Source organism: Altererythrobacter sp. H2 (genome assembly GCF_035319885.1).
Classification (GTDB): domain Bacteria; phylum Pseudomonadota; class Alphaproteobacteria; order Sphingomonadales; family Sphingomonadaceae; genus 34-65-8.
The window spans coordinates 1,790,365-1,815,434 of the sequence record NZ_CP141285.1 but is presented as its reverse complement, the minus strand read 5'-3'; the positions used below and the strand labels follow the sequence as shown (position 1 = coordinate 1,815,434).

The window sequence follows — 25,070 nt, the reverse complement described above, 5'->3', positions numbered from 1 at the left end:
TCAGACCACGCTTACCGTGGTATCGCCATCGCTTCCGGTCAGTTGGGCAATGCGTTTGGCGATACCCTGCCAGGTGCGGATGCCTGCCTCGTCTCCGGCCAGTGCGAGGGCGCCAATCTGTTCGGCGACATGGAGCGGGGCCTTGTCGCCATGCGTCGTCAGCACCTGATTGGCACAAGCCCAGAGTTCCCACTCGCTGAGCATCAGCGGAATTGTCCGGCGAGGCCGAATAGCAAGGCTATGAAGCCGTAGCCTACGAATGCTGCGGTCAGCAGATATTCGATGTTGAGCCTGAGCCGGCGCCTGAGTCTACGGGGGCGGGGCTGTCCTGCCGGCCAAATCTGATCGCAGACGATCCCGTTGAACCCGGTACGCTGGCCCGTGACTTCGACCTCGCAGTCGATCAGACGACGCGACGGGCGGCGCGCGTCCAGTTCCCACACGCCGCCGCCGCTACGAAGAAGCAAGCCATATGGTCCTTCTTCCAGGTATCCGGTGAGATGCAGGTCGGCGCCTAGCGGCACGCCGGACCCTTCCAATAGCGATCCCAGCGAAGAACCGTCCCCGTGCGGATCATGGCGCAGGAGAGATCGGCGCCCGAAGGCAGGAGGCACCGGGCGGCTGTCCTGCTGCCTCCGGCAGACCCTTCGGAGCGGCATGTCAGCCTCGGACCTCGAACGACGACATGACCTGTCGGGATGGTACCGCGCGGCCCGCCCAGCAGGCCTACCAGCGCATCACGGGCTTCTACCGCCGAGGCAGAGGGGCAGGGCTGGTTGGAGCGGCATGCGCCGTCCATTTCGCGCGCCGCGATCCCCGCGATGCGGAGATGCGGTCCCTCTGCGCACCAGACGGGGCCATCGCCGTCCCAGACATGGGTAGGCGTGCAAGTGAAGGTCTGCCCGGCGGCGACAATCGAGGCGGCAAGAATTACAAACATCGGGATGGTGAGCCTAGCGCAGCGCTCGGCCGAACCAAAGAACGCGGCCGACGATATTGATGGTGCGCTTTTCGAGACCGCGCCAACTGGGATAGGCGGGATTGTCGCTCAGCACCGAGACCCGCTTGCCTTGCGGTTCGATCGCCACGCGCTTGACGTTGAGCATGTCATCCATGCGCATCACATAGATTCCGTCGCGCAGGCGCGATTGGCCGTCGCCCAGATCGACCATCACTTCGTCGCCGTCATGCAAGGTGGGTTCCATCGAGTCTCCATGAACCGCGATGATCGACAGGTTCGTTGCCTTGCTGGCTGTCAGCCGTCGCAGCCATTTTTCATCGAATCCGAATTGGGCGCATTTCGCTTCCATTTCCGCAAGCGCACCGTGACCGGCGGAAGCCTCGACCGCGAGAACGGGCACATGGACCAGTTCGACAACGGGTCCTGAACGCCGTTCCGGGGCGCCGAGAACCTTCTCATCGACGCCAAAGAAACGGGCGAGCACCGCGCGATCCTGTTCGTCTAGCTGCCTGGGGCTGCCGCGCCGGATGTACTGCTGGATATAGGCGGCATTGCGTCCCAGGAGGCGCGATATCGAGGAGTAATTAACCCCTCGCTTCTGGATCAGCTCGTCCAGAGCTCTACGTGCGTCTTCCATCGCTGGCAGTCCTATCGCATCCATCTAGGAAATTCGATCCTAGACTCTAGGAAGCCTTCCTAGTAGGAACATAACAAGAACGCAAGCGCAAAGCGAGTCGAAGGCGATGGAGCTATTGGAGCAGATAGAGGCATATTTGGTACGTAGCAGCGTTTCGCCCAGCACATTCGGGAGGTTGGCGGTCGGCGACCCCAGGTTCGTCGTGGATCTCCGTTCAGGACGAAACCCGAGACGTCAAACCCGTGATCGTGTGAAGCAGTACCTCTCTGCTGAAGGCAGCGCTAGTTAGCCCGGCAATCGAAACCTTCCCGGGGCGAACGAAGGCTGCCGATCCCTGCAACTGCTATCTGCGGTCGCGACGCCGACTGCGCGAATCGCAGGTGTCTGAAGGTAGGGTCGCGCCGATCAAATCTTGTTTGTAGGCATGGTGGCGGATCAGCAATTGGGCATCGGACTTACCAAGTATCATCGTAGGCGTATTTAGCGGCGAATATGGAGGGCTCGATCCGGAAAATACCGCCATTCAGGGATTGTAGGCACTGAAAAGCCTGTAGAGATGCTATCATTATATAGGCATATTCGTCCCATCGGAATTGGAGACGCTTATGCCTCGCATCAATCCTTTGAGACGTCGCCATTACCGGACGAAGCAAAATCTCAGCCAAGACGACCTCAGCGGTCAATCAGGCATCGACAAGGGCACGATCTTTCGGATCGAAGCCGGCAAAACCAAGCGCAACGGTGCACGCGTCATAGAGGCGCTGTCCAAATCGTTGAAGATCGAGCCTGCTCAACTCACTGCGGCTGACGCTGAGGGCATGGAACCGCCTTCCGACGAGTTGTTCCCAAGGGCACAGCTCAACATGCGAGTCACCCCTGAGGTCCGCAACGCGCTTGCACTGGTTAGCCTTCGCTACGGTGTGAAGCCGACCGAAGTGATCGAGTTCGCACCATTCCTGTTCCACCTCGCGGCCTGTGAAAGTTTGAAGGATCGGGCTATGCGGCTCGAGCAGCTCCGGGCCGCCCGCGCAGGTGTCGAAGCGTTCAGCGGGTGCTTCAAGCATATCACCGAGCGCCTGGTGAACGATTGGGACGCTGAGAACCTCGAAACGATGGAGGCGCGCTCCATCGCGACCCGTGATCTTCGGGGTGATCGCCTCGATGACGGTGATTCCGTGACGGACAGTCGCCCCCTCGAATATGAAGACGACGAGGCCAATCCCTTTGTCGTCCACCTTCGAGAACGCCTCGAAGCCGTACAAGTCGAGGCGACCGACAAGCTGGAGGGCTGGTACTCCTATTCCGGCGTCCGCTACGAAATCTGCCGCGAGCAGGCCCTCGAATGGTTTGGCGGCGACGAAGATGCCGCAGATGACTTCGTCGGCGGCCGCTTCAGCATCAGTGACATGCCCCGTGACGTTCGCGCCGCAGAACCGGCCGAACGAGTGGCTTGGGCCGCGAAGAAACGCGTGGAGAATGAAGAGCGCTCGAAGGCCTGGTTCGCGTCGCTCGGAATGGAGGGGCTGCTATGATCACGTTCGATATCGACGAGGCTGGCGTCCGTAGTCGCCGAGGACCGAGTCTGAGCAGACATGCGCGGCAGCGCATGAAAGACCGATCCATTCCGCAGTCAATTGTAGAGGCTCTGCTTGACTTCGGTGAGCGTATGCCAGGTGGCAATGGTGCCGAGGTCTGCTTTTTCACCAAGAAAAGCTGGCGTCGCTTTGCTACCTATCTCGGTCTGGAAGCCCGGCATTTTGAGCGTTATCGTAGCGTCTACGTCGTGGTCGCGAATGATGGCGAGATAATTACCACCTGCTGGCGTCACTAATCCTAAAGAATGCCAATTAGATCCACGATCGTCGGTTTTCATTGATTGGAGCCGACCATCCACTAGAAGCTAAAACGCTGGGGAAAGGGGGGAAGTTTGTCGGCACATCCGTCTGCTGCGGCTTGGGTTCGCTTCCTGCGAAACTATGGGCCGATTCCGACCAACGACAATATGTACGATGAGTCGATCCAGCGGGCGCTTAAGCGCGGCAAGATCGTCCCCATTACGCTGCCTGCGCCACTCGTGGAGCGCCTGGTTGAGAATTTCGGAAGCGATGCGCCCGTCTCGCACATCATCACCGGTACTGCGGGCGACGGGAAGACGTATCACTGCCGCGAGGTGTGGACCAAACTCGGGGGAGACCCGGCGGTCTGGAACAACGGCGAAAAGGTACAAACGCTGACGATCGGCACCCGATCGCTGGTGATCGTAAAGGACCTGAGCGAACTTCGCGACGACGAGAGCGCGACGCTCATCGCGGCTTTCGCGCGAGATGTCGCCGACCCACAAGCTTCGACGACATATCTGTTGGCCGCCAATCACGGCCAGTTGCTCGAGAAGCTCAAATCCGCGCCGCACAGTCAGGAGATCGAGCGCGTCACGGCTGCCGTCGAAGAACTTCTCGTCACCGGCAACAACCCGGACATTGCGATCGCCGTCGACCTCGACGACCTCAGCCGTTCGCCGGCCGCCGACACGGTGATGCGAATCATCGACGAGATCTCGGCGCATGAAGGGTGGGAGGGCTGCGGCTCCTGCGCCGCCAACATAGGCGATAATGTTTGCCCGATCTACGAGAACCGCCGCCGGTTGATCGGCGAAGGATCAGGCGATCCCTTCAAGAAGCGCATCACGGCGCTTATCGAACTCAGCGAGCGTAACGGTAGCCATTTCCCGGTACGCCAGTTGCTGGCGCTCGTGGCCAATAGCATCCTCGGCCATCCCGATGCGCGTGATGGATTGATGAACTGTGCGGAGGTGCCCTCGATCGTCCAAAGCGGACGTGCTGACCTTGCGAGCATCTATCGCAACATATTTGGCGAGAACCTCCGGCCGAGCAAAGCCGAAAAGACGGAGCTCTTCCGTAAACTAAACGCGTTCGGGATCGGTGCGGAAACCAGCAATCGCGTGGACAATCTCCTCGTCTATGGTGCCGATGATCCGGCCTATGCTGAGGACTATGCGAAGCTCGTCCTGTCTGACCCCACTTATGGCGCGACACCTTCCTATGTGACGGCCCAGCGGGTCTATCTCGAAGGCGCCGAGGGTAGCGATCGGGCGGGTTTTCTGACGGCCCTTCGATCCCAGCGTCAGCGGCTCTTTTTCACAATGCCGGAGGCGCTCGCTGCGGAGTATGATCTCTGGGACCTGACTGTCTTTCGCTATGCCGGTCTTTACCTTGAAGTTGAGACGAAGGTCGCAGCCAAGCAGGCGGTCCCGCGCCAAGCCATCACAATGGTTGTTCGTGGACTCAATCGCATCTTCACCGGCATGTTGGCGCAAAATCAGGATGAGCTCGTCCTCGCCACCTCCGGAAGCTACTCACAATCGAAGCGCAGCCCGCTGCTCGACGAGCTGATTTCCGTCCCGCGGCAAGGCGGCGAGGAGGTCTCGATCTTGCCAGATGGCGCTGGTGGCTTCTGTGTTTCCGTGAAGCTCGTTCGCGGGAATGAGATCCCGCCGGTCACGCTCTCGCTCTCGCCAACCCGCTTCGAATTTCTCGGGCGCGTCGCCGAAGGGGCTCTACCGAGCAGCTTCTCGCTCGAATGCCATGAAGATCTCTTGGCCTTCAAAGCGAGGTTGCTCCGAGAGACCGAAAATCGCCGCAAGCTCGATGGCGATGACGAGATTACCGATGGTGAGTTGATGCTCCGTTTCATCGAACTAGGCAGCGACGGCCGCGCCGTCGCCCGCCGCGTAATTGTGCGGGTATAATCATGGAAATTTTGGCCCGCCCTACGAGCTTCGACGATCGCACTGGCCCTGATTTCTGGATCGACGAGGCGATCTGGGGCCATCGTCTCTATGACGAACAAACCCCCTGGCTCACGTTCCTCGAATTCATGACCGTCCTGCTTGCAGAACACCGCGCTGGACGTCCACTCCGCGAGGAAACGCTCAACAGCCTCTCCTACAGGCCGCAGCTCCAGCTGAGGCTTCGGAACCTGGTTTTCAACAATCCGCACATCATGACCGTTCTCACCGAGGACCGCGCAGACGAAGCCGCGTGGACGATATGGCTTGGCAAGATGGCGGAGACTGCCGGCGGTTTGGACAACACGGACTTCTCCTATCTGCGCGACAGGTTCGAGAGTTTCCAGGATTTCGCAGCAGTGATCGGCTTCCTTCAGGGGTCGGCCATCGAAGGCTCTAGCAATAAGCGCTGGTCTTCGAAGTTCGTCTTCCCGTTCGGCCCGAACGCTCTGTACGAGGATGCCAACGTCAACCCCCGTGGGGGCGTGTCGAACGACCGCCGGTTTTTCGCCCGCACCGGCGAGCTTCTCTACCTGATGCTCTGTCGAAGCAGTGTCGCGGATGAGCTTCGTGGTCTTCTGGTGTCGCGCTTCCTCGAAAACCCCGCTCCCTATGACAGCATGGCCCGGGCGCTCCAGAACGAGCCCCAGTTCTCGAAGGCAGAGCGTGCGGGGGCTTACCTACCCTGTTCATCCCATTTGGTTTTCGATCGCCTTGCGGAGGACTGGCTTGCAATCCTCAGCTCGCCAATCCCGGCATATGATGCCATCCCTCATTTGGTCGCCATGACCGGCCTCAACCTCACGCTCTATCAACTCGAGCGCGCGCGTGAGGTTCTTAATGGTGATCCAGTCCAGCTCGTCTGCGAGATTGTTTCGCCCCGTAAATCGGTGGTTCGCGACCTTTCTGCTGACTCCTATCAGCGAAACAATGGTCTGCCCCAGCAGGCGGTAGAACGCTTTGTCAGGCAGGTCACCGAAACCGAAAAATGGACGTCGGCCGTCGAGTCGGATGACCCCATTCTCAACGCCGCAGACATTCTCAAGAATGCCTATGGATGGCCGGATACCGATGATGAGGACATCGCGCCTGATCCAGCTGCGTTGATCGACCAGCTCGCCGATCGCGCCATAAGCCGACACAAGCAGCATATCGGCAAGATCCATATGACATGGGCGCGGGCCATCGGGCTCTCGTCCCGGCGATCCAGCCGCCGCGTTCGCTACGCACCGACCGACAGGCTGCTGAAAACGCTTGTGGTATGCTGCGTCGGAAAGCGCCTCGAGTTTCGCGATTTCCTTGCGCTTCTGCATGATCGCTATGGCATCGTGATTGGTGACGCCCAAGCTCGTTCGTTCATCGCGAGCGGCGACGCCGACCAAGAAGACTTCTCCGATAATGCCCGGCGACTGGAAGAACGGCTTGCAAGCCTCGGCCTGCTAAAGCGCCTCTCTGATTCCTGCGCCTATGTTGAAAACCCCTTCGAACGAGCCCAAGCCGCGTGACCCCATCAGACCTGATTGGCGCAGCCGGCGCCGCTTCGATCCGCCAGCGCCTCTCTTCGCTCTCCGAAGCTGACGGGGTAGCGCGGTATCTGCTCGACCGCCTGACCGGCGAGCAGGTCGCCGCGATTACAAGTGCGCTACTGGAGGACTCCGCGACTGAAGCGCTCATCAAGATCGCGCTGCCGCGGAACCTGATCGGCGATTTTGGCCTGCCGGACCACGTCGTCACCGACGAGCGAACGGTCGCGGTCCGACACGCTGAGTGCAATCGCCCCGCATTGCTGCTGGCGAATACAGACGACGATCAGGGCGCCTCGCTCGGCGATGTGACGCTTATCGGTGCAAAGCAGCTTACCGAGGACGCTGATCCTTGGGTCGAGGCGGCAGCATCAGGCTTGGGGCTTCCCGACAGTCAGATTGGGGCATGGAAGGCGGCGCTCAAGGGACTGAACACAGCCGATGATTGGACCCTTCATCAAATCTCGAATTATGTCGCTCTAACTCGCGAGCGTATCGCAACGGAGTCTACGACCGTGCCAGATGCGCTCGGTTGGGCTCTTCCCGCCCTCCATCTCCCGCGCGACAGCGGCTACTTCCTAAGCATTAGGGACAAGGAACTGGAGCAGTCCCGCCGCTGGAAGCGCCAATTCGAGAAGCTTGTCTCCGACCGGAAACCGTTGCTCGCCAAGCAGCGGCCGAACCGGCAGATCATCGAAGGAGATGAACTGCGCTCGCAATTCGAGGTGGTACAGGAAGATATTCCAGTCGAGGTCCATCCCGCGATCGAAGCGTTCATCACGGCCACACCGGGCTGGAACGACGCAGCCGACGCGCTGTCGCTGTTCGAATGGGAGGGCCAGAGCGTCTTGCAGCTTTTCTCGGGCATCAAGCTCAAGAAAACGACACTGCCGCAGGAAACGCTCACCTATTTCGAGTTCACATTCCCCGACCGGCTCAGCCCGGCGGATGTGGATTATCTCGAGGCGCTAAAGGCGCGGTCGCTCAAAGAAACGCGAGACGATGACCGGGAGTTCTTCGAGGCCCACCGCGATGACATCGGCCAGGATAAGGCGCTCCGCGTCAAATGGGAGCGTTTCATCTTCGGGCGCCCCATCGAGTGCCACGACTTTCTCGAAGGACTGCTGCGGGCGCTGGAACGCCTATTCGGGCAGGTCAACCTTGCCGGTGGCAAGCGCTCCCTGACGATCCGCTCGGCGCGCCGAAACCGGTCGCAATGGCTCGATATCAACGCCGACGTCGGGCTCGCCTTTGGTCTTCGTTATCGGGGTCTGCGATCGCTGACGGGATCGGCTATCAGTTGGGATACGCCACATCTTTTCGAATACGAAGAGGTCCTGGACAAGGCCAAGAAGCGGAAAAAATATCGGCGCAATGAATCGACGTCCCGCGCCGCTCTGCAGATCAAGTTCGACGTTGTACTCGAGTCGGGTTTGGAGCGAGCGACCGTCCAGCTCATCTGGATCGCGCAGCCCAACGCCATCGGTCTCGAACTACCGAAGGACCTTGGTCGACTGTTAAAGCGACCGCTGACCCGCAGCAGCGTCGCTCGCTTGCCCGTCAGCCGGAAGGGCGCGCTCCAGTCGGTGTCGCTCGCCGATGTCGGGACGCTGCAGCCCGCGTTCGGGCAAGATGCGGGTACGCTGGTGCCGAGGACCACCGCGGGTGAAGATGTCGCCAAGACCTTCCCGAAGGCGCTCAAGGTCGCGGGGCAGGGCGGCCGCATCGATCCTGCGGGGCTTTCGGCGATTGAGGCGGCTTGGTCGACTTTCCAGGCGGAATATGTCGAAGCGCTCGGCGCGCTCCAATCGTCGGGCTATGCGTCGCCTAGCCTGCTTTCTCAGGCGGAGGCCTATGGAGCGCTTCTCCGAGCTCTTTCGATACATGCACCAGGCGACCTCAATCGCCGCGATCTCTGGGAGCCCGTGCTCAGCCTCGGCGTGATCCCGGTTACGGGAAGTGCTCCCTCGGCGATCGTTGCTCCATGGCACCCTCTTCGCCTCGCGGCCGGCGCGATCAAGATGCGCTCGGTCGCAGGGCTTGCGGACTATCTCCTCTCCGACGTCGACGTGAACTTCGGCGACTCACGCCTCTTCTTTTCCGACCTACGCGACGAGCTTGCCCATCCGCTCTATCCGGAAATCGCCGTCGGCTATGACGGAAGCGAAGCCGTTCTACTGACCGAGACGGGCACGGTGAATGACTACAGCCTGCTGGAGCGCCCAGTCCGTGATCCGTCCGAAGCGACGACCGATGTCGATCCTGCGGAGGCATCGCGCCAGATCCGCGGCCTGTTGGAGCGATATTTAGAGCTTCAGCCGCATGAGCGGTCAAATCTTAGCATCATGCTCTTCAACTGCGATGCCGCCGGTCTGCCTTTGGCCACCGTAAACGCCCTGAGTTCGGTGCAGGACCAAGAAGAGGTTCATTGCAACGTCCTCGTCCGCCATCGTGATCGCTCGCGCCTATCCCATGTCTACGGTGAGCTGCTGGATCGCTCCGAAGGGGACCCGGACGCCGTCGTCGTGAGCGAGACATCTCGGAATTTCATGTCGAAGCTGCGCATTGGCGTGATGCTCGACAGCGGTGCCATACGGCCAAGCAATGCGGCCCGTGAAATTGACATCGCCTTCCTTCACGATGTGGTGTCTCGGCAGGCGCGTGAACAGTGGTTCCCGGTGCCTGCCACAGCTACGAACCCGTCGCTGTTGGAGCATGTCCCGGCTCGGTGGTCCTACCGGCGCGTTACGACCGAAGATGAGCTTAAGGCGACGGTCTACCTGACCTGTCCGCGCCAGCCCGATGCCGGCTGGGCCTATGTCGATGCGGTCGCGAACGTGATCCGCCGGCAGTCGCATGCGTCCGAAGAGCACTACCTGCCGGCGCGGCAGATATCCTTCCAGGACTCGGGCCTGAAGGCCATGTTCGACGAGGTCCACGAGCTCGCGGAATGGGTCGCTACATATGACGACCTGCTCGACAAGCGACAGCTTGCTGCCCAGGGCATCAATGTCATCCGCTACCGTAGGCAGCGGACGCATGGCCGCAATATGGTCGTCTCGTCCACGTCTGAACTGCGGATCCTCAATGTCCTTGTTCGCCGCCGATTGACGGAACTCTCGCTCGGTCTGGATGATGAGCGCCTCTCGAAACTCGCCAAGCGCCTAATAGACGATGCCAACACCATTTCCGGCGATATCGTGCTTCGCGCCGCGAAGCGCGGCGTTTCCGCCGGCGAGCTGATCGGCCTCGTCCTTAGCCGGGCACTAGTCGCGGAGGAGTTGGGCGGTCATGCAGCCGTCGCGTGGTTCCTGCTCGACGATTACGCGCAATGGCTTGGGCAGCGCGAGGAAGGGATTGCAGACATCCTCGCGCTTTGTCTGGTTGTGGGGGAGGGCGGGGCACCGCACTTGCGGGCAATCGTCACCGAGGCAAAATATGTCGACCAAAGCGGGTCTGCCGAAGCGAGCCGGAAGTCACGCCAGCAACTGCGACAGACCGTGGCGCGCATCGACGACGCCCTGTTTGGCGATCCGGGGCGTCTAGATCGCGACCTCTGGCTTTCTCGGATTGCCGACCTACTGCTCGACGGGACCGCGGCGCTTGGACAGACTAGTCTTCTCGAGCAGGTCCGCGACGGTATTCGGCGCGGCGACGTTCCCATCGATCTACGCGGCTACTCGCACATTTTCATTTCCGGCCCGGCGACCGATGGAAGCTCGATCGGCGAGCAGGATGTGGTCCCCGATGTGAATGGAGGGCTACAGGAGACCTTCACCCGTGAGGGTCTCCGGCAGTTGCTCAAAGCCTATGAGGCAGGACAGCCCTTGAAGCCACTGCGCGCCAGCCTGGGCGGAACTGATAGCTGGGACCACCCTGAGTATCGTGACCCGGCGCCGCGCGTTGATTGGACGAAGGAAGTTGCCACCGAGCCAAAGGCTGCGGTCTCGGCCAAGCCGATCCAGCATGACTATGACGACGACGAAGACGATGATGAGGAGGTGGCGGCGGCGCCCGTCGCCCAATCACCCGAACCATCTGTTATCGTTGAACCGCCCGCGCCAATCCAATCGATCTCGGAGCCGACTCCAGTTGTAGTGTTCACGCCCCAAGCTCCCGACCAAACGATCGTCCCCCCGGCGTCGCCAACGCCTGCGGCCGGATCGACGACTATCGATGACTTGATTGCGGCGCACGCGCAGAAGGCGCACGAGGACTCCGCGGAGGAGCAGACCTGGCTCGATACTACCGCTCAGAAGCTCCGCTCGGCGCTCATGGGCTATAATCTACAGGCCAAGGTCCTCGGGACGAGACTGACGCCAAACGCGGCGCTGATCCGCTTCATGGGAAGCGACCGTCTGCGCGTCGAAGATATCGAGGCGAAGCAGTCGGCCTTGCTTACCACGCATGGGCTTCGTCTAATTTCGGTGTCGCCGCTTCCCGGCGAAATCGTCGTCGGTGTTGCTCGGCCTCAGCGCCAGGTGGTGTCGCTTTGGGACGTTTGGGGCAGGCGTGAAGTGAACCGCAACGCAGCCGGCGTAAACACGTCTTTCGTCCTTGGCCTGAAGGAGCTCGACGGGGACATTCTCTATCTTAATCTAGGTGGGGCATTTGCCGGCGGGCAACCGCACGAACCCCACACGCTCGTTGCGGGCGCTACAGGCTCGGGCAAGTCTGTTCTTATCCAGGCTCTGTTGCTCGACATCGCTGCCACCAATTCGAGCGCGCTGGCGCATATCTACCTGATCGATCCGAAGATGGGGGTCGACTACGCAGCGATCGAGCAGCTCCCTCATCTGCAGGGCGGGGTCATCGTGGATCAGACCCGCGCTGTCGAGGTGATGGAAGCGCTCGTCTCCGAAATGGAGCGGCGTTACGAGCTGTTCCGCACAAACGGCGCCCGAGACATCCGCGCTTACAACACCAAGGTCACCGCTGCGGACAGGCTGCCCTACGTGTTCCTTGTCCATGATGAGTTTGCTGAGTGGATGCTCACCGAGGACTACAAAGCGGCGGTGACCGCGAACGTGTCGCGGCTTGGCGTGAAGGCACGCGCTGCCGGTATGCATCTTATCTTTGCTGCGCAGAGGCCCGACGCAAACGTCATGCCGATGCAATTGCGCGATAATCTCGGCAACCGTTTGATCCTCAAGGTCGCAAGCGTGGGCACGTCGGAGATCGCGCTTGGCGTCAAAGGCGCCGAGCAGTTGCTCGGCCTCGGTCACTTGGCGGCCCGATTGAGCGGCGAACCTTCGATCATCTATGCGCAGGCGCCGTTCCTATCGGATGACGACATCGATGCCGTCGTCGAAGCGATCATCACGAGTGAAGGAAATGCATAGCACTCGGAAAAATGAGACCAGCAGACAGGTGATACGATAGATGGTTCATTGGAACATCAGCCCCCATCCAATTGCAGACGTGCGCGATTGGAGCGATGCAGGCCGTCTTGAGCTGCAACCAGATTTCCAACGCCGCGAAGTGTGGGCGCAAAGCGCCAAGATAATGCTCATCGATTCAATACTTAGCGACATTCCGCTACCTAAGATTTTCCTCGCCAAGACGATCAAGGGTGGGAGCGTCCACCGCGTCGTTATCGATGGACAGCAACGGATTTCGACAATCCTGGCTTTCCTGCGGGATGAGTTTCATCTTGAATCTCCCTACATTGGGCCATTCCTCGGCAAACGCTTCTCAGACTTTAACGAAGACGAGACCGACAAATTCTTGCGTTACCGCATTGATTTTAATGAAGCGGATAACCCAAGCGACCGTGAGGTGCGCGACGTCTACATGCGCGTGAACAAATACACGGTGCCGCTCACACGCCAGGAGCTGCGGCGGGCTGACTATCCGGGGGATTTCCTAGATGTAGCTGAAGAGCTGTCCGTAGCGGAATTTTTTGAGGACGCGGGCGTTTTCACGGCGACGGATCGCAGGCGCTATGCGGACGCAGAGTATGTATCGGAGATCCTGGCGGCACTCATCGGCGGCATCCAGGACAAGAAGGATACCTTAGACGACTTCTATATCACACATACCAGTTGGCCGGCCGACGACCGCAAGGCGATCATCAAGCGGTTCAAGGCCGTCATCGCTGATCTCTCCAAGATTTTCGAGGGTTGGAGAGGTGGCATTAAGGGCACACGCTTCCGACAAAAGGCGGACTTCTATAGCCTTTTTGTCGCGATCGACGAGCTTCTAAGCGATGGTCATGCGCTAGGGGAAAAGCCTCTCGACGCCCTGATCAATGACCTGCGGGGGCTCGACGATGGCATACGGCCAGAGGCGGACGTCGATATCCTGAGCGAATATGCGATCAAGTGTGTTTCCCAAGCCAATTCCGCATCTAGCCGTCGCTGGCGCGCAGATTTCTTGAAGGCCGTCATCGGAGGGACCTATCGTGCCGCCCCACCAACTGGTGACGAGCGTAAGATTTTCTATCGTATAATGGATGACTACACGAAGGCGGATGGCGGCGGAATGTGCCCGCCCACCGAGCACGACTGTCCCGCATGCAATGAAGCCGTCGATCAAGATGACGGGGCACTTCTTGCCTGGGGGGACGGAGAGGTGGTCTTCCAGACTTACAATGTTTGCTGGATTCATCCCGATTGTGCGACTGAACCGGGTTGGCGGGTAATCCATCGCCCCTCCGAGGCCGACGATGACCAGCCTGATCTACTTTGATCCCGACGAGCTTAAGCAAGGCCGCTACTTTGAGATCGATGACACTTTAGTCGCCGAGGACGGCCGCACCTACATTCTCGGCGATTGGCTCGCTCGTGGCGGCAACGGTTCGGTATTCAGGTGCGTCGAACGAAGCTCGGGCACGGAATATGCGGTGAAGTTCCTTATGTTCCCCCGTGGAAAGGTCCTGCAAAGGTTCTTCCGTGAGGTCAGGCTCCTCAAGGAGCTGAAGCACGAGCACATTGTGCGCTACCGCGGAACGGGCAAAACGCGTCATATCCAAAACTCCCGTGGAATTCGCTGTCCGTTCTTGGTCATGGAGCTGGCGGAAAGCAGTTTGTCCGATTTTGCCAAGAGTTCCCCAATTGCCCCAGAAATCTACGTGGGTCAGTTCCGCGGACTTGCGAGAGGGTTGGCCGATCTCCACGCGAAGGCAGTGCATCGTGACATCAAGCCAGAGAATATCCTGATCTCGGGCGATCGATGGCTGCTCAGTGACTATGGGCTATGTCGCTTTTCTGACCGGCCCGAGCTCGACCTTACGCCAAATGAACAGGCGATAGGTCCAAAATATTGGCTCTCACCGGAAGCCCATAATCGTCGGCTCGGGCAGGGTGACGTGATCTGCCCCGCGTCCGACGTCTATCAGTTGGCGTCGGTATTTTGGTATGTTGCCACCGGTCGTCATCCCAGCGGAATAATCACTCAGGATGACTGGACTGGGCCTGAGTGGTTGTTCTCTCCGATCCAACAGGCGCTACAGCACGGTAAAGGACGTCGCCCGGCCGATGGTGTCGCATTTGCAGCAGCAATTGAGGCTGCAGTCGGCGCGTAATCACTTGTGGCAGATGACGCAGCTACTCGATCCCTCATCGATGCCGTAGACGTCATCGATCGTTTCGGCTGTGTTGGCCGAAAGCGGGTTTACACGACGATTGCGGAACAGTCGCTCGCGCCGCTTTTGATAGTCGCTTTTGATCTGCTCTACCCGCGCAGGCTCGATGAGCTCTGTAAGGCTCTCCCCCTGGCTCCAGGTGAAAGGCGAGCCATCACGAAGTGCGGTCTTTTCGTAGTCTACGGCTTCGGCAAAGCGGTCCGGATGTTCCTCGGAAAGCCGAACCCATTCGATCTTCTGTTGGAAGAAGCAGAACGTGCAGCCCGATCGTGAACGCCACTGATAATATTCAGGTTCGCCGACATCCGACTGGTCGAGGATCTCAAGCACACCCGGTCGATCGATGCCGGCGTCTCTCAACGGGAGGTGAACCCGCATGTTTGGATGCGTGGCTTGATACCCCTCACGGCTTGGTTCGTCCGCGCGGATCGCAACGTAGGAATGAACGATAGTGCCACTGTCGAGATCGGCGCGGAGCCAATGTTCCAAAGGGCGCAGCTTGAGCTGGCGGGTACACCAGCGCGTGCGTGGTGATGGGAGGAAGTTGCCATATTCCTCGAGCCAAAAATCGAAGTCGCGATCGGGGTTCAGCCTCTCGATCGGGCGGCCAAGAAAGCCCTCCAGCTTGTCGAGGAACTTGTAGACTTCGGGTAGCTCTTTGCCGGTGTCGGTGAAGAAATATTCGATCGGCAGCTCGGGCCGATATTGACGCATGTAGACCGCCAGCGCGGCGCTGTCCCGGCCGCCCGAAAGACCTAGAATGTGGCGCTCATGGCTCATGCGGCTTCCACCTCGTCGTCCGTCTCGGCCGCCAGCATCGCGACTGCCCGAGCGAGCGCCGCAAGGCGAAGCCGTCCCGTTTTTTCGTCGGCTCGCAGGTCGGCGACGACACGGTCCGCCAAGCTCGCCGCCGCCTTCTTTTCCTTGTCGTTCAGAACGAAGCGGCGCAGCAGTGGCGGAGTTTTCGGATCGAGCCCAACGACCAAGGCGAGGGCTTCGGTATGCGACTGGCGATCGCGCACAACCGCTAGCGCCTCTAGCTCCCTGAAACGCCGGCCAAAGCGGGCAATCTCCGTCAGGGCCTCTTCGCGGTCGCGATCAGACCAGTTCCGGGCGGGTCGGTGCAGAAGAACGCTGACCAGGCTTTCGAGGTCGCCAGTTCCCTGCTCGATCGCGGCCGCACGGTCCGCGAACGCATCGAATGCATAGTCGTTCGTGAGGCCCCTCACCGATGCGACCCTATCGGAAATACCGCTGAAGGATTCCACCTCGACACCGAGTGCTCGCGCGAGCGCTTGGCGCAATTCCACGAGGAGGCATGGATATGCTGCCTCGCATGCGAGCAGTCCCTTGAACACGAGGTCCGGCGTCAATCTCTCGCCGAATGCCTCTGGAAGAGCATCGAACAGCAGCGCCTCGGGATCCTCGGCCTTCACCACGACGCTGCGGACGGCGCGCGCGTCCTCATCCAGCCTATGGGTCCGCTTCGAAAAAGCGGGCAGGGCTTCGAAACGCTGGAACAGAGCGGCCGCGACGGGCAGTGAGCCTTCACTGGCCTCCGTGGCGAGACGTTCCGCCAACCCGCTGAGGAACGCCGTCTCGCGGATCGATCGATCAATCCGGCGCAGGCGGAAGCCGCCGGGCTTTTGCAGCAGCTTGTCGACTACAACGTCATCGATCGCCGTCTGGTACACGCCGTCGATGTAGACCGCGACGCTGTCTTTACGGGCCAGCATGTAAGCGAGGGTCAAGACCGGCATGACGCCCGCTTTGAGACCGAACGGCGGGAGAGCCCATTGCTTGAAGACCGCGTCGAGCCCTTCCGTACCTAGCTCGTCGAGCACGTCCCAAGCTGGTTGGAGCGATTGGCCCCCGTCGCTGCCGTCAGGCTCGCCAAAGGAGAACGCCCCAGACGGGAGCTGATGGTGCAGACCGAATGGCTTCAACGTCGTCAAATAGAGTCCGAGTTCCGCCGGATAGCCCGTGATGCCCAAGTCCGCTTCGGCGAAGCGCGTTACCATCGCGTGGGCTAGGTCGCGCAGCGCGGCCATCGCGTTCGAGGACGGCTTATCGCGTTGCAGCAACTCGCTCTTGAGGATCGGAGCCGAAGGGTATCCTGCGTCGGCGAGAGCGCTCGCGACCACCGCCAGCGGTTCGCGCAGGCCTTTGTTAGGGGAGGGGGCCAGAAACCAACGCGCAGTCTCCAGGGAGGCCTCGAGCGTCTGATGAAGCTGATCGATGCACTGAGACTGACGGGCGGCGATCTCTCGACGCGCAATGCGATCGCCTTCGAGCTGCGGGTGGTCGCGAATGACCCGTTCAACGGCCAGCAGCTCGGCCGCAGTCGAACGGAGCGCAAAGCTGTCGGCGGCGGCGCCGATCGCGACAATTATTCCCTCACCCTTCAATTTCTTGGCGGTCGCCTTTGCGAGGGCATCGACGTCCGATGCCTGGAGAGAGCCGTCCGAGAGCGTCAGTACGAGCAACCCGCTACCTCGCTTCGGCCGATTGAGAAGAGACTTGGCCAGTTGGTCGGCGGTATCATCCGTACCAACAATTTGTAGCGCGATCTCAAACGTCCGCAGGGCGCCTGTCAGGAAGTAGTGCCGCTTCGCGGCTGCAAAGCCGAAGCCAACCCGCTGCGGTATTTCTTCGAGCTGCTGATTTCCGACGGGTGCTATTGCGCGCCCGATAGCGTCTTCGAGATCGAAGTCGCTCCCGGCAAACAGCGCGTAGCCCCCAAGACGCGGTTGGCGGATAAGCACTGCCCAATCGAGCAGGTCCTTGATCGCCGATGTCCGGACCTCGTCGGGAATGGACGGCAGAGCGGAAGCGAGCACGTCGTCTGCCAGCGCCAAGCCTGATCCGTTACGAAAGAACTCGATAACCGCGGCGGCTTTGGTCAGCGCGACATGTTCAGGACCGCCTTTCGCACCCGCTCGCTCAATTGCTTCGAAGGCCAGGCTGAACCGGCTGCCTTCTGGCCCGCTCGCCAGTGCCATCCCGAAATTGGCCGAAAGATAATCCCACAGCATCGACGGATCGTAGGTACCGTCACCGACCTTGGTCGCCGACAGGAATTGCTGGAAGCCGGCCGGCTCGGCCGAGCTAAGAAAGCCAAAGACGCTACGCTCGTTCTGGGCGAAGCGCGCGCGCGAAACCGGGCCGAGCAGCAGCGCGGTCACAGGATTCAGAGGCCATGTCTCCGCCAGAGCCTTGGCGAGTGCCGCGACCTCGGTTGGCCGCCGCTTTGCAATTGCTTCCGCGACCTCGGCGGCCTCGGCCTGCGCCGACGAAGGCGGGTCGCTCGCGATTGCGCGCCCAAGGAGGGCTACGGTCTCGTCCGCGCCGCTGAGGAAGGCGATGTCTTGATAGCGGCCTTGGACCTTAGCCCACTCCTGGCGCGCATCGCGCGCAGCCCGAGCCGCATATTGCTCGAATGACTGGTGAAGGATGCCGATAACGACAAGCCGGCCATCGCTTCGAGAGGCCCGCTCCGCGATATCCTGAAGCAGATGCACGTCGCCGCCTTCGAGCGCCTCGTGCTCCAACATCTTGCCGAGTTCATCGAGGATGACAAGCGTGCCGCCTGCAGCTTTCCCTGCGGGTACCAATGCGCCGATCAATGCCTCGTCATTGGCACCAAAGCGCTCTCGTGCGGGCTGGTCCCAGTCAAAGGCACTCGCCGCAGCATCGGCTATCGCGTCGCGCAGCCGAACTCGTCCGCCGGTGACGGCAACGACGCTCCACTCGCCGACGCTCTTAGGAAAGGCTTTGGCGTAAAGTTCGGTCAGCGCGGGGCCTGCCAGATCCTTCGCGATCTTGCGGTTTGCGCGCCCGCCCGCCACCAGGTTCGCCAGCAGCAGGGCTGCGCTGGATTTCCCGCCGCCATACGGCCCAGTCCAAGTGAAGGCGCCTTGATGGCTCTCAATCTGGCTCTCGGCAAGCAGCGTCAATGCCTTCGCCACGGTCGCTTGGAGAACATATCCGACGAGAGGCGGTGTGCCGTTGAGATCGGCATCCAGGCGCGCAGACCGCGCGAACCTTCGATCGATGGCAACCTTGGACGAAAGAAGCGTCATGCCGCGCTTCTCCACGATCCGCGCTTGGTATAGGCTGCGGGTATCAGGTCCGTCGCGTCGATCTCATGCTTCCGCTGAATCTGCCGCAATCCGGCCGTGTCGACCCACTGCCACGCGCCCTCCGTAACGTCGTCAATACGCATGAGGCGTGTGATGACGCTGTCTTCGTCGAGCTTGAACACGCGGCCAGGCGAGCCTGCTGCGTAGCAAACTTGCTCCGCCGTCATCGTCGTAGCTCCCCCATTTCGCTCCCAGAAGTTGCCAAGGGCATATGCGAACACGGCATCGTGCAGGGTCGGCTTGGGGCCACGCACGAACTCGTACCAGCCGCCTAGGCGAGCTTCGCGGATGAGGGCAAGTTCCGCCAAAAGGGGCTCCGCGGCATCCTCGCTGAAAGTCTCACCCTTGCGCACATAGCTGCGCAGAAAGACCTCGATATCGCGCTTCAGCGTGCCACGCGTAGCCCGCCATCCTCGGGTGCTGACCACGCCGAACAGCTCGTCGAGCAGGGTGGCAGGGTCAAACTCGATCGCGTTCAGCACGTTGAACGCGTAGTATGTGGTCGTAGCTTTCATCTGGGAGCTGGCGATGTGCCAGTGGACCAGCCAAATCGTCGCTGCCTGCTCCAAATACGGATCGAGGCCGTCATCGGATAGAATGGCGTGGCCTAGCGTCGTGGGCCGGATAACCCGGTCGGCCTCTTCAAAAAAACCCGATGCAGTCGCCCAATACCGCATCGAAACAGCCATATTGCGCCCCACGCCAAAGCGTGCGATGGCTTCCTGTTCCTGGAATGTTCCAATGGGAGCTTCGGCTCCTACTGCGTCATAGGCCTTCTTCAGCCACAAGAGGCGCAGGGGGAACGTCTCATGCCCCGCGAACTGCACCTTCGAATCAAGTTTTAGAGCATCCCTCGTCATGAGGGAAAGCTACTGGCGAACCTCTCCAGTAGCAAGCTGTGAACGCTTGATAGCGTCTGAAATTGCGTCGACCGCTTTGTCGATTTCCACACCCGTGGTGTACCGGTTGCAAAAAATCCGAACAACGGAGCGCGCATCACTAGCAGAAAAACCAATCGCTTCAAGAACATGTGACGTCTTAATCTGCCCGGCAGTGCAAGCGGAACCGGTAGACAGTGAGACGTGACGCGCGATCATTGAGCATAGTGCGTCCCCGTCGACGCCCGGGAAGGCTACGGCCATGCCGCCTGGCACAGTGGGCGCATGTCCGTTGACTGTCGCGAGGCGAACCTGCCGGTCGTGGAGACCTTCCAGCAGCTTGGAAATCAGCGCAGACCCATGGTTTTGGTCTTCAACCAGTCGAGACCGCGCGACCGAAGCGGCGGCTCCAAAACCCGCAATGAGCGCGACCGGTTCAGTTCCCGGGCGGGCTCCCGCCTGCTGTCCGCCGCCGAATATCAGCGGTTCCGGCTTCGGTGCTCCCGCAGACACATAGAGCGCGCCGATCCCCATCGGCCCATAACATTTGTGCCCGGACAGGCTAAGATAATCGACATCGAGATCGAGTACGTCGACCGCAATTTTCCCCGCCCCTTGGGCAGCGTCGCAGTGAAACAGCGCTCCGCAGGAGTGCGCGAGTTCGGCCGCCTCTCGGATGGGCTGCACAATCCCAGTCTCATTGTTCACGAGCATGACTGACGCGAACAGGACGTCATCCCCCATCAACCGACTGAACGCCTCGAGATCGAGTATTCCGCTACGATCGACAGGTGCGAACTCCACGATGAAACCGCGTCTCTTCAACTGCTCCGCGGGTTCGATCACCGCCTTGTGCTCGATTGCCGAAAGCACGATCCGCCTGCGATGCGGCTGATGTTCTGCGACGGCTGTCACGACGCCTACAATCGCCAGGTTGTTCGCTTCGGTGGCGCCCGATGTGAAGACGATTTCGCTTGGTGCCGCACCGATCAATTCGGCTACCGCAGCTCGACCCTCTGCAACAATGGCGGCGGCCCGCTCACCCGACTGATTTGGGGATCCAGCATTGCCTGGGATTTCCCAGACCGCGAGCATTGCGGCCCGCGCTTCAGGGGCAAGGGGGAGCGAGGCAAACCCGTCTAGGTAGATCGGTGGGGGATCATCGGTGCCACGCATGTTCATGAGTTGTTCCTATCCCAGCCTGCATAGAGCCGGAACTCCAAAATGAGTAGCGCAACATCGACAGGTCATCCGACGACTATCTGATAACCGGGCCAGTGGCCAGAGCCAGCGCTTGGCTGTCCGCAGGCGGCCTGTGCGCTATGTCTACGCTCCTGTCGTCAAGAGAAGAGAATGCTCTGTCTTGCTGGGAACCCATGGGCGTCTGTCGAATTTTCCTAGCCCAGCGTGAGTGTTTCCCCTATGTTCTGAGGAGAAACGAGATGAACGCCATCATGACGAATTTCGACATTGAAAATGCCGAGGCTCGCGGAACCCGCAAGTGGGAAGGACTGTCTGAAATCGATCAGGCGATCCGCGATAATCGCCTGATGGAATATCGGATCAAGAAGTCATGGGCCGATCCGTGGTCGCGAGCCCTGACGGTTGCAGTCCTCCTTTTGCTCGCGATCTTCGCCGGCTTTGTGCTCTATTGGGATGTCTTGAAGGGCTGACGCTTCACCACTCTTTGACATCATCGGCCGCCTCAGCACTTGCGCCCTGCGCTCCCTTTGTGACGGCATCCAGACGTCCTCTTGATCCGCTGATCTTCGGGCGACCGGCAGCCTGAGCCCTCTGAACCTCGTCATGGATATTGCCGGCGTCCACCTGTGGCACTGTGCCCAATCCGCCTCCACCGGTTTGCGCGCTCCCGCGTACTGATCCGGCGCCAGAGATAGCCGGACGGGATACAGGTTGTCCGGGGGCCAGGACGAGGCGTTCTTCAATCCCGTCGCGAAGCTGCTCGGCATAACCTTCAATGAACTTGGCCTGCAACGCTTGGCCTTCCGGGCTGAGCTGGAAGGTCACGTCATCGAACCGCACGTTGCCGTAGAAGTCTCGGTTGCGCTCGATCTCGGCCAATCCCCATTCGCGGTAGGCTTGGGACAGATTGAGGCTTCCTGCTGCGCTGTCGCCCTTGAAGAACGACGCTTGGCTTTCGAGGCGGTTGGCAAGTTCCTCGGCGCGCCTTGCCTCGCGACTGTAGCTTTGCGCTTCGGTGAGGGACGCATTCATGCCGCTTGCTGTGCTCGAAATTGAGGAACTGCTCGAGGTGCTCACCGACCGAACGAACCCGTCGCGGGTGCTCGACCAATTCCTGCTGTCGGACATCTGGGCCAAGCTGCCGAAGATCCGCGAGCGGTCCTCCGACGCGATGCCAATGTCGCTGTCGGTCCACGCTTGGTTTCGTCCTCCCTTGGCGCCGATGTTGGCGGAAGCGACTCCGTTCGTCACGCCAGCGCTCGCGCCAGCTTCCCCGTTCAAGAACCAAGCTACGGTGATGTCGTCCGCTGCCTTGCGCGAAAGCCCGAACTGCCGTTGCAGATTGGTCGAGGCCTGATCGACCTCGCTGAAGGCGGTCTCGCGCTTCCGCAGATCGAGGAGTGCTTGGGTCGCCCATCCGCGGCGTGCCGGCGCCAGGTTGGCCCGGGCGGAAGATCGAGGCCTTCGTCCAGCTGGGGTTCGTGAGCCCGATCGAAGGGAGTGACGACATGAAAAGGCATGGAAACAAAAATCCTTGAATGAAGGGAGATTTCAGGAGCGATTGGCGAAGGCGATCCGCTCGATCGCGTCGGCGAGCTGGTGGCCTCGGGCGATCTCGGCGTCGATCGCGGCAAAGGTCTGCGGAGAGCTAGAAAAGAGCGTCGCCGAATAATCGTCGAGGACGAGCCGGCCGATTGCCTCGGTCTCCGGCCCCTTGATGAAGACCTCCGAATAGTCGCTGCCCGAGCGCTTGAGGCTGCGGATCAAGGTCTCGGTCCGGTCGTCCATATCGAGGCGCTTCGATGCCTTGAAGTCGGCGATGGTTTCCGGCTTCTGCTGGAGGATCAGCATCCAGTCGCTGTTTTCGAGTGCGGCGGTCGCGCCATCGGACTTGTAATAGTCGTTGAGCGATTGGGTCGCGGTGGCGAGCGCCCCGCCGTATTTGCGGCAGGTGCGGGCATAGGTCTCGACGAACTCGCCCATCGAGCCGCCCTTCAGCATCGACCACGCCTCGTCGATCAGCAGCAGCTTCCGAACCGAGCGAGGGCTGCGGGTCATCGCCTGGCTGGTCATGAACATGATGGCGGACAGCACATACCCACCCGCCTGCGGCCCGTATGCCGGTGCGGTGGAAGACGGTGCCGGGGCGGAACCTTGCGCGGCAAGCCGGGATTTGAGGTCCGCATTCTCGGCCGAGATCGCGTCGATCGCGGCCTGACCATCGACCCGCATGGCCTGGTTCTCCGCTTTGAGAGCAGCGAGCTGGGCCTCAACCTCGTTTCGCGGGACAGCCGCGTCCTTGAGCGCCTTCTGCTCGCGCGTCACCGCGTCGAGGCGGTTTCCATAGGTGGCGACAAATTCGCGCTGCGAGAGATCGCGGTTGACGAGCCCGGCCGTGTCGATGGTACGGGCCGCGTCGGGATCGTTCGACTTCGCGTTGTCGTCACCGCCCAAGATGAGCCAACTGCCGCCGGTCAGGGCAATCGCGCCGATGGAGGCGAGAAGCAGCTTCTGGCGTTTGGCGGTTCGGGCGTTGAGACCGGCCGCTTCCGACGGCGAAGCAGGTTCGGCCTGCAGGGGAGGCTGAAGGTCGTGCGTGTCAGTCATGGCTGCTCTCCCCGTTCATGCCGACCACGAAGGCGGTCGTGCTGGAGCCGGGGTCGAGCGCCGGATTGGCGATCGAGACGGCGAGGCTGTCCTTCGGCGCAAGGTCGCGCTCGGAGAGGTTCAGCCGTTTGGATCCGCGGTTGGTGACCCGGATGACCTTCCCGGCGAGGCTGGCGCCCCGATAGTCGGCGACGAGCTGGACCTCGATATCGCCGATGCGGCTGGGCACGGCCGAGGACTGCCGTACCTCGAAGCCTTCGATGGTCCGATTGTTGGCCATCGCCTGGACGAGGCGAACCGCGCTCGTGGCGAGCGGGGTCTCGGCTTCCCAGCGGGCCGCGTCATTCTTGGCGATTGACGGATTGGTGATGAAAACCTGAGCCGCAGGGATGCTCTCGACCTGGCAGGCAATCTTGTAGACGAAACCCTTCTTGGTCGTGGCGAAGAAGCTGATGCTCCTCGCCGCATAGGTTTCGGGGACGGACACGTACGCGACCTGCGTGAACGCGGTTTGGGAGCACTGGAGGCTGTGCGAGAAGGCGCGCTGACACGCCTGCGACCGGTGATGATGACCGCGCTCGTGGCTTCGCTTGGCTTCGTGCCGATGGCGCTCAACGTCGGTGCCGGATCGGAAGTTCAGCGTCCGCTCGCGACTGTCGTCATAGGCGGGATCATTTCCTCGACCATACTGACGCTCTTGATCTTGCCGGCACTTTATTCACTCGTCCACCGCAAGAGTGGAGACGACAGCCTTCCTGCCGCGGGGCCGGAAGAAGCTCATCCACCGCGCTGAAGCTGGAGCAAGGATGCAAGGCTTCGGCGAAAAACTGTTTCCAAGATTGCGTCCACGCGCTGTCGAATGACAGTCTTCGTGGGCGCCTTGCCCTTGTAGCCATGTCTTCTGCGCTCTAACATTATGGCCAGAATGAAGGCGACGGGTTAAGTTGGCAATTCGAGGTAAAAGGCCAGTCGATGACATACTATATGGCGACCACGCTTCCTGTTCCGTTCGACAATGCCATCGCGCGTACCGAGGCTGCGCTCAAGGGGGAAGGTTTTGGTGTCATCAGCCGGATTGATATCCAGCAGACCCTTAAATCGAAGATTAGCGTGGACTTCCGACCCTACACAATCCTGGGGGCGTGCAATCCGGCACTGGCACATGAGGCTTTGCTGCTGGAGGATAAGGTGGGGGCAATGCTACCGTGCAACGTCGTTGTTCAGCAGGTCTCGTCTGGCGTCATTGAAGTTGCGGCTATCGATCCGGTGGCTTCTATGCAGGCAATTGATAATGCCGATCTGAAGGAGGCCGCTCAGGCAGTCCGAGCAAAGCTTTCGCGGGTGATCAGCACACTGGCGGAGAGCGCACCCTCGTAGCGGCTACAACGCTGGCCTCGCCAAGCGTGATCATCAGTGCAGATGGCAGCACAGCCTTTAACTACAGATACTTGGCCAGCTCAGTAAGGCGCCCGAGTTTCGCTCGCGTGTGCTCGGGAAGCGGTCCGACCGTTTCCTCCAGATGGTGTTCGATATGATGCGTCACGAGGAAGGTCTTGGCCTTATCGAGCGCACTCACAACGGCCTGAAGCTGTTGCGCGATCTCCAGCGCATCGCGATCGTCTCCGACCATTGCGACAATCTTGGCGAGATGCCCCTGCGCCGTAAGCGTGGTCCGTAGGCCGCCTTGCCGATGACGGCATTGCTGCGATGCTTGTCGCTTTCGGGTGGA

20 protein-coding genes and 3 pseudogenes are annotated in these 25,070 nt (G+C 60.7%); 11 read left to right on the top strand and 12 right to left on the bottom strand.

The genetic code is table 11. The features are described from left to right. Genes U4960_RS09135 through U4960_RS09120 form a run of 4 tightly spaced genes read right to left on the bottom strand, consistent with a single transcriptional unit; the run spans position 1 to position 1,598 of the window. Positions 1 to 204, bottom strand: a complete 204-nt coding sequence (locus U4960_RS09135; RefSeq protein WP_324260342.1) for a DUF6961 family protein — start codon at positions 202 to 204, stop codon at positions 1 to 3. Next, complete coding sequence (locus U4960_RS09130) at positions 204 to 524, bottom strand: DUF5818 domain-containing protein (RefSeq protein WP_324260341.1); 321 nt, start codon at positions 522 to 524, stop codon at positions 204 to 206. Before U4960_RS09130 ends, U4960_RS09135 begins: the two co-directional genes overlap by 1 nt. After that, positions 515 to 940 (bottom strand): thermonuclease family protein, encoded by a 426-nt coding sequence (locus U4960_RS09125; protein WP_324260340.1) that lies wholly within the window; start codon positions 938 to 940, stop codon positions 515 to 517. The genes U4960_RS09130 and U4960_RS09125 overlap by 10 nt, the downstream gene beginning before the upstream one ends. A gap of 13 nt (positions 941 to 953) precedes the next feature. Continuing rightward, positions 954 to 1,598, bottom strand: a complete 645-nt coding sequence (locus U4960_RS09120; RefSeq protein WP_169493606.1) for a S24 family peptidase — start codon at positions 1,596 to 1,598, stop codon at positions 954 to 956. Between the two features lie 605 nt (positions 1,599 to 2,203). Here U4960_RS09120 and U4960_RS09115 point away from each other — a divergent pair. From U4960_RS09115 to U4960_RS09085, 7 genes are all read left to right on the top strand, one after another. Further along, on the top strand, positions 2,204 to 3,130 hold the full coding sequence (locus U4960_RS09115; RefSeq protein WP_324260339.1) for a helix-turn-helix domain-containing protein: 927 nt from the start codon (positions 2,204 to 2,206) through the stop codon (positions 3,128 to 3,130). Next, the gene (locus U4960_RS16085; protein ID WP_416379062.1) at positions 3,127 to 3,429 is read left to right on the top strand and encodes a DUF4258 domain-containing protein; all 303 of its coding nucleotides are present in this window, start codon (positions 3,127 to 3,129) and stop codon (positions 3,427 to 3,429) included. Before U4960_RS09115 ends, U4960_RS16085 begins: the two co-directional genes overlap by 4 nt. Before the next feature lie 171 nt (positions 3,430 to 3,600). Beyond that, positions 3,601 to 5,364, top strand: coding sequence for a hypothetical protein (locus tag U4960_RS09105; RefSeq protein WP_324260337.1), 1,764 nt, complete (start codon positions 3,601 to 3,603; stop codon positions 5,362 to 5,364). Positions 5,365 to 5,366: 2 nt separating this feature from the next. Next, positions 5,367 to 6,908 carry a hypothetical protein gene (locus tag U4960_RS09100; protein WP_324260336.1) on the top strand — a complete coding sequence of 514 codons (1,542 nt, stop codon included), beginning with the start codon at positions 5,367 to 5,369 and terminating at the stop codon, positions 6,906 to 6,908. Beyond that, entirely contained in the window at positions 6,905 to 12,268 is a 5,364-nt protein-coding gene (locus U4960_RS09095; protein ID WP_324260335.1) for an FtsK/SpoIIIE domain-containing protein, read from the top strand. Before U4960_RS09100 ends, U4960_RS09095 begins: the two co-directional genes overlap by 4 nt. A 40-nt stretch (positions 12,269 to 12,308) precedes the next feature. Next, the gene (locus U4960_RS09090) at positions 12,309 to 13,616 is read left to right on the top strand and encodes a DUF262 domain-containing protein (RefSeq protein WP_324260334.1); all 1,308 of its coding nucleotides are present in this window, start codon (positions 12,309 to 12,311) and stop codon (positions 13,614 to 13,616) included. Further along, complete coding sequence (locus U4960_RS09085; RefSeq protein WP_324260333.1) at positions 13,594 to 14,451, top strand: serine/threonine-protein kinase; 858 nt, start codon at positions 13,594 to 13,596, stop codon at positions 14,449 to 14,451. Before U4960_RS09090 ends, U4960_RS09085 begins: the two co-directional genes overlap by 23 nt. Here the strand turns inward: U4960_RS09085 and U4960_RS09080 are convergent, their stop codons facing one another. Genes U4960_RS09080 through U4960_RS09065 form a run of 4 tightly spaced genes read right to left on the bottom strand, consistent with a single transcriptional unit; the run spans position 14,452 to position 20,713 of the window. Continuing rightward, on the bottom strand, positions 14,452 to 15,291 hold the full coding sequence (locus U4960_RS09080) for a phosphoadenosine phosphosulfate reductase family protein (RefSeq protein WP_324260332.1): 840 nt from the start codon (positions 15,289 to 15,291) through the stop codon (positions 14,452 to 14,454). Further along, on the bottom strand, positions 15,288 to 18,593 hold the full coding sequence (locus tag U4960_RS09075) for a hypothetical protein (protein ID WP_324260331.1): 3,306 nt from the start codon (positions 18,591 to 18,593) through the stop codon (positions 15,288 to 15,290). Before U4960_RS09075 ends, U4960_RS09080 begins: the two co-directional genes overlap by 4 nt. Then, entirely contained in the window at positions 18,590 to 19,513 is a 924-nt protein-coding gene (locus U4960_RS09070; protein WP_324260330.1) for a DUF4007 family protein, read from the bottom strand. The genes U4960_RS09075 and U4960_RS09070 overlap by 4 nt, the downstream gene beginning before the upstream one ends. Before the next feature lie 9 nt (positions 19,514 to 19,522). Further along, the gene (locus tag U4960_RS09065) at positions 19,523 to 20,713 is read right to left on the bottom strand and encodes a cysteine desulfurase family protein (RefSeq protein WP_324260329.1); all 1,191 of its coding nucleotides are present in this window, start codon (positions 20,711 to 20,713) and stop codon (positions 19,523 to 19,525) included. Between the two features lie 260 nt (positions 20,714 to 20,973). Here U4960_RS09065 and U4960_RS09060 point away from each other — a divergent pair, with 260 nt between their 5' ends. Then, positions 20,974 to 21,204 (top strand): hypothetical protein, encoded by a 231-nt coding sequence (locus U4960_RS09060; protein ID WP_324260328.1) that lies wholly within the window; start codon positions 20,974 to 20,976, stop codon positions 21,202 to 21,204. 4 nt (positions 21,205 to 21,208) lie between these two features. Here the strand turns inward: U4960_RS09060 and U4960_RS09055 are convergent, their stop codons facing one another. Beyond that, the gene (locus U4960_RS09055) at positions 21,209 to 21,766 is read right to left on the bottom strand and encodes a hypothetical protein (protein WP_324260327.1); all 558 of its coding nucleotides are present in this window, start codon (positions 21,764 to 21,766) and stop codon (positions 21,209 to 21,211) included. Between U4960_RS09055 and U4960_RS09050 the strand changes: the two genes are divergently transcribed. Next, positions 21,765 to 22,091, top strand: coding sequence for a hypothetical protein (locus tag U4960_RS09050; RefSeq protein WP_324260326.1), 327 nt, complete (start codon positions 21,765 to 21,767; stop codon positions 22,089 to 22,091). The genes U4960_RS09055 and U4960_RS09050 overlap by 2 nt on opposite strands. Positions 22,092 to 22,285: 194 nt before the next feature. On the opposite strand, the pseudogene U4960_RS16080 reads toward U4960_RS09050, so the two are convergent. Both U4960_RS16080 and U4960_RS09040 read right to left on the bottom strand, forming a co-directional pair. Continuing rightward, positions 22,286 to 22,828: pseudogene (locus U4960_RS16080) on the bottom strand (type IV secretory system conjugative DNA transfer family protein); the annotation flags it as partial. A 505-nt stretch (positions 22,829 to 23,333) separates the two neighbouring features. Continuing rightward, positions 23,334 to 23,828 carry a type-F conjugative transfer system secretin TraK gene (locus U4960_RS09040; RefSeq protein WP_416379061.1) on the bottom strand — a complete coding sequence of 165 codons (495 nt, stop codon included), beginning with the start codon at positions 23,826 to 23,828 and terminating at the stop codon, positions 23,334 to 23,336. A gap of 30 nt (positions 23,829 to 23,858) precedes the next feature. On the opposite strand from U4960_RS09040, the pseudogene U4960_RS09035 reads away from it, so the two are divergent. Then, positions 23,859 to 24,134, top strand: a pseudogene (locus U4960_RS09035) (efflux RND transporter permease subunit); the annotation flags it as partial. A 191-nt stretch (positions 24,135 to 24,325) separates the two neighbouring features. Continuing rightward, positions 24,326 to 24,718, top strand: a complete 393-nt coding sequence (locus tag U4960_RS09030; protein ID WP_324260324.1) for a DUF302 domain-containing protein — start codon at positions 24,326 to 24,328, stop codon at positions 24,716 to 24,718. 61 nt (positions 24,719 to 24,779) lie between these two features. Here U4960_RS09030 and U4960_RS09025 read toward each other — a convergent pair. Then, positions 24,780 to 24,992 (bottom strand): annotated as a pseudogene (locus U4960_RS09025) (metal-sensing transcriptional repressor); the annotation flags it as partial. Positions 24,993 to 25,070: the final 78 nt, after the last annotated feature.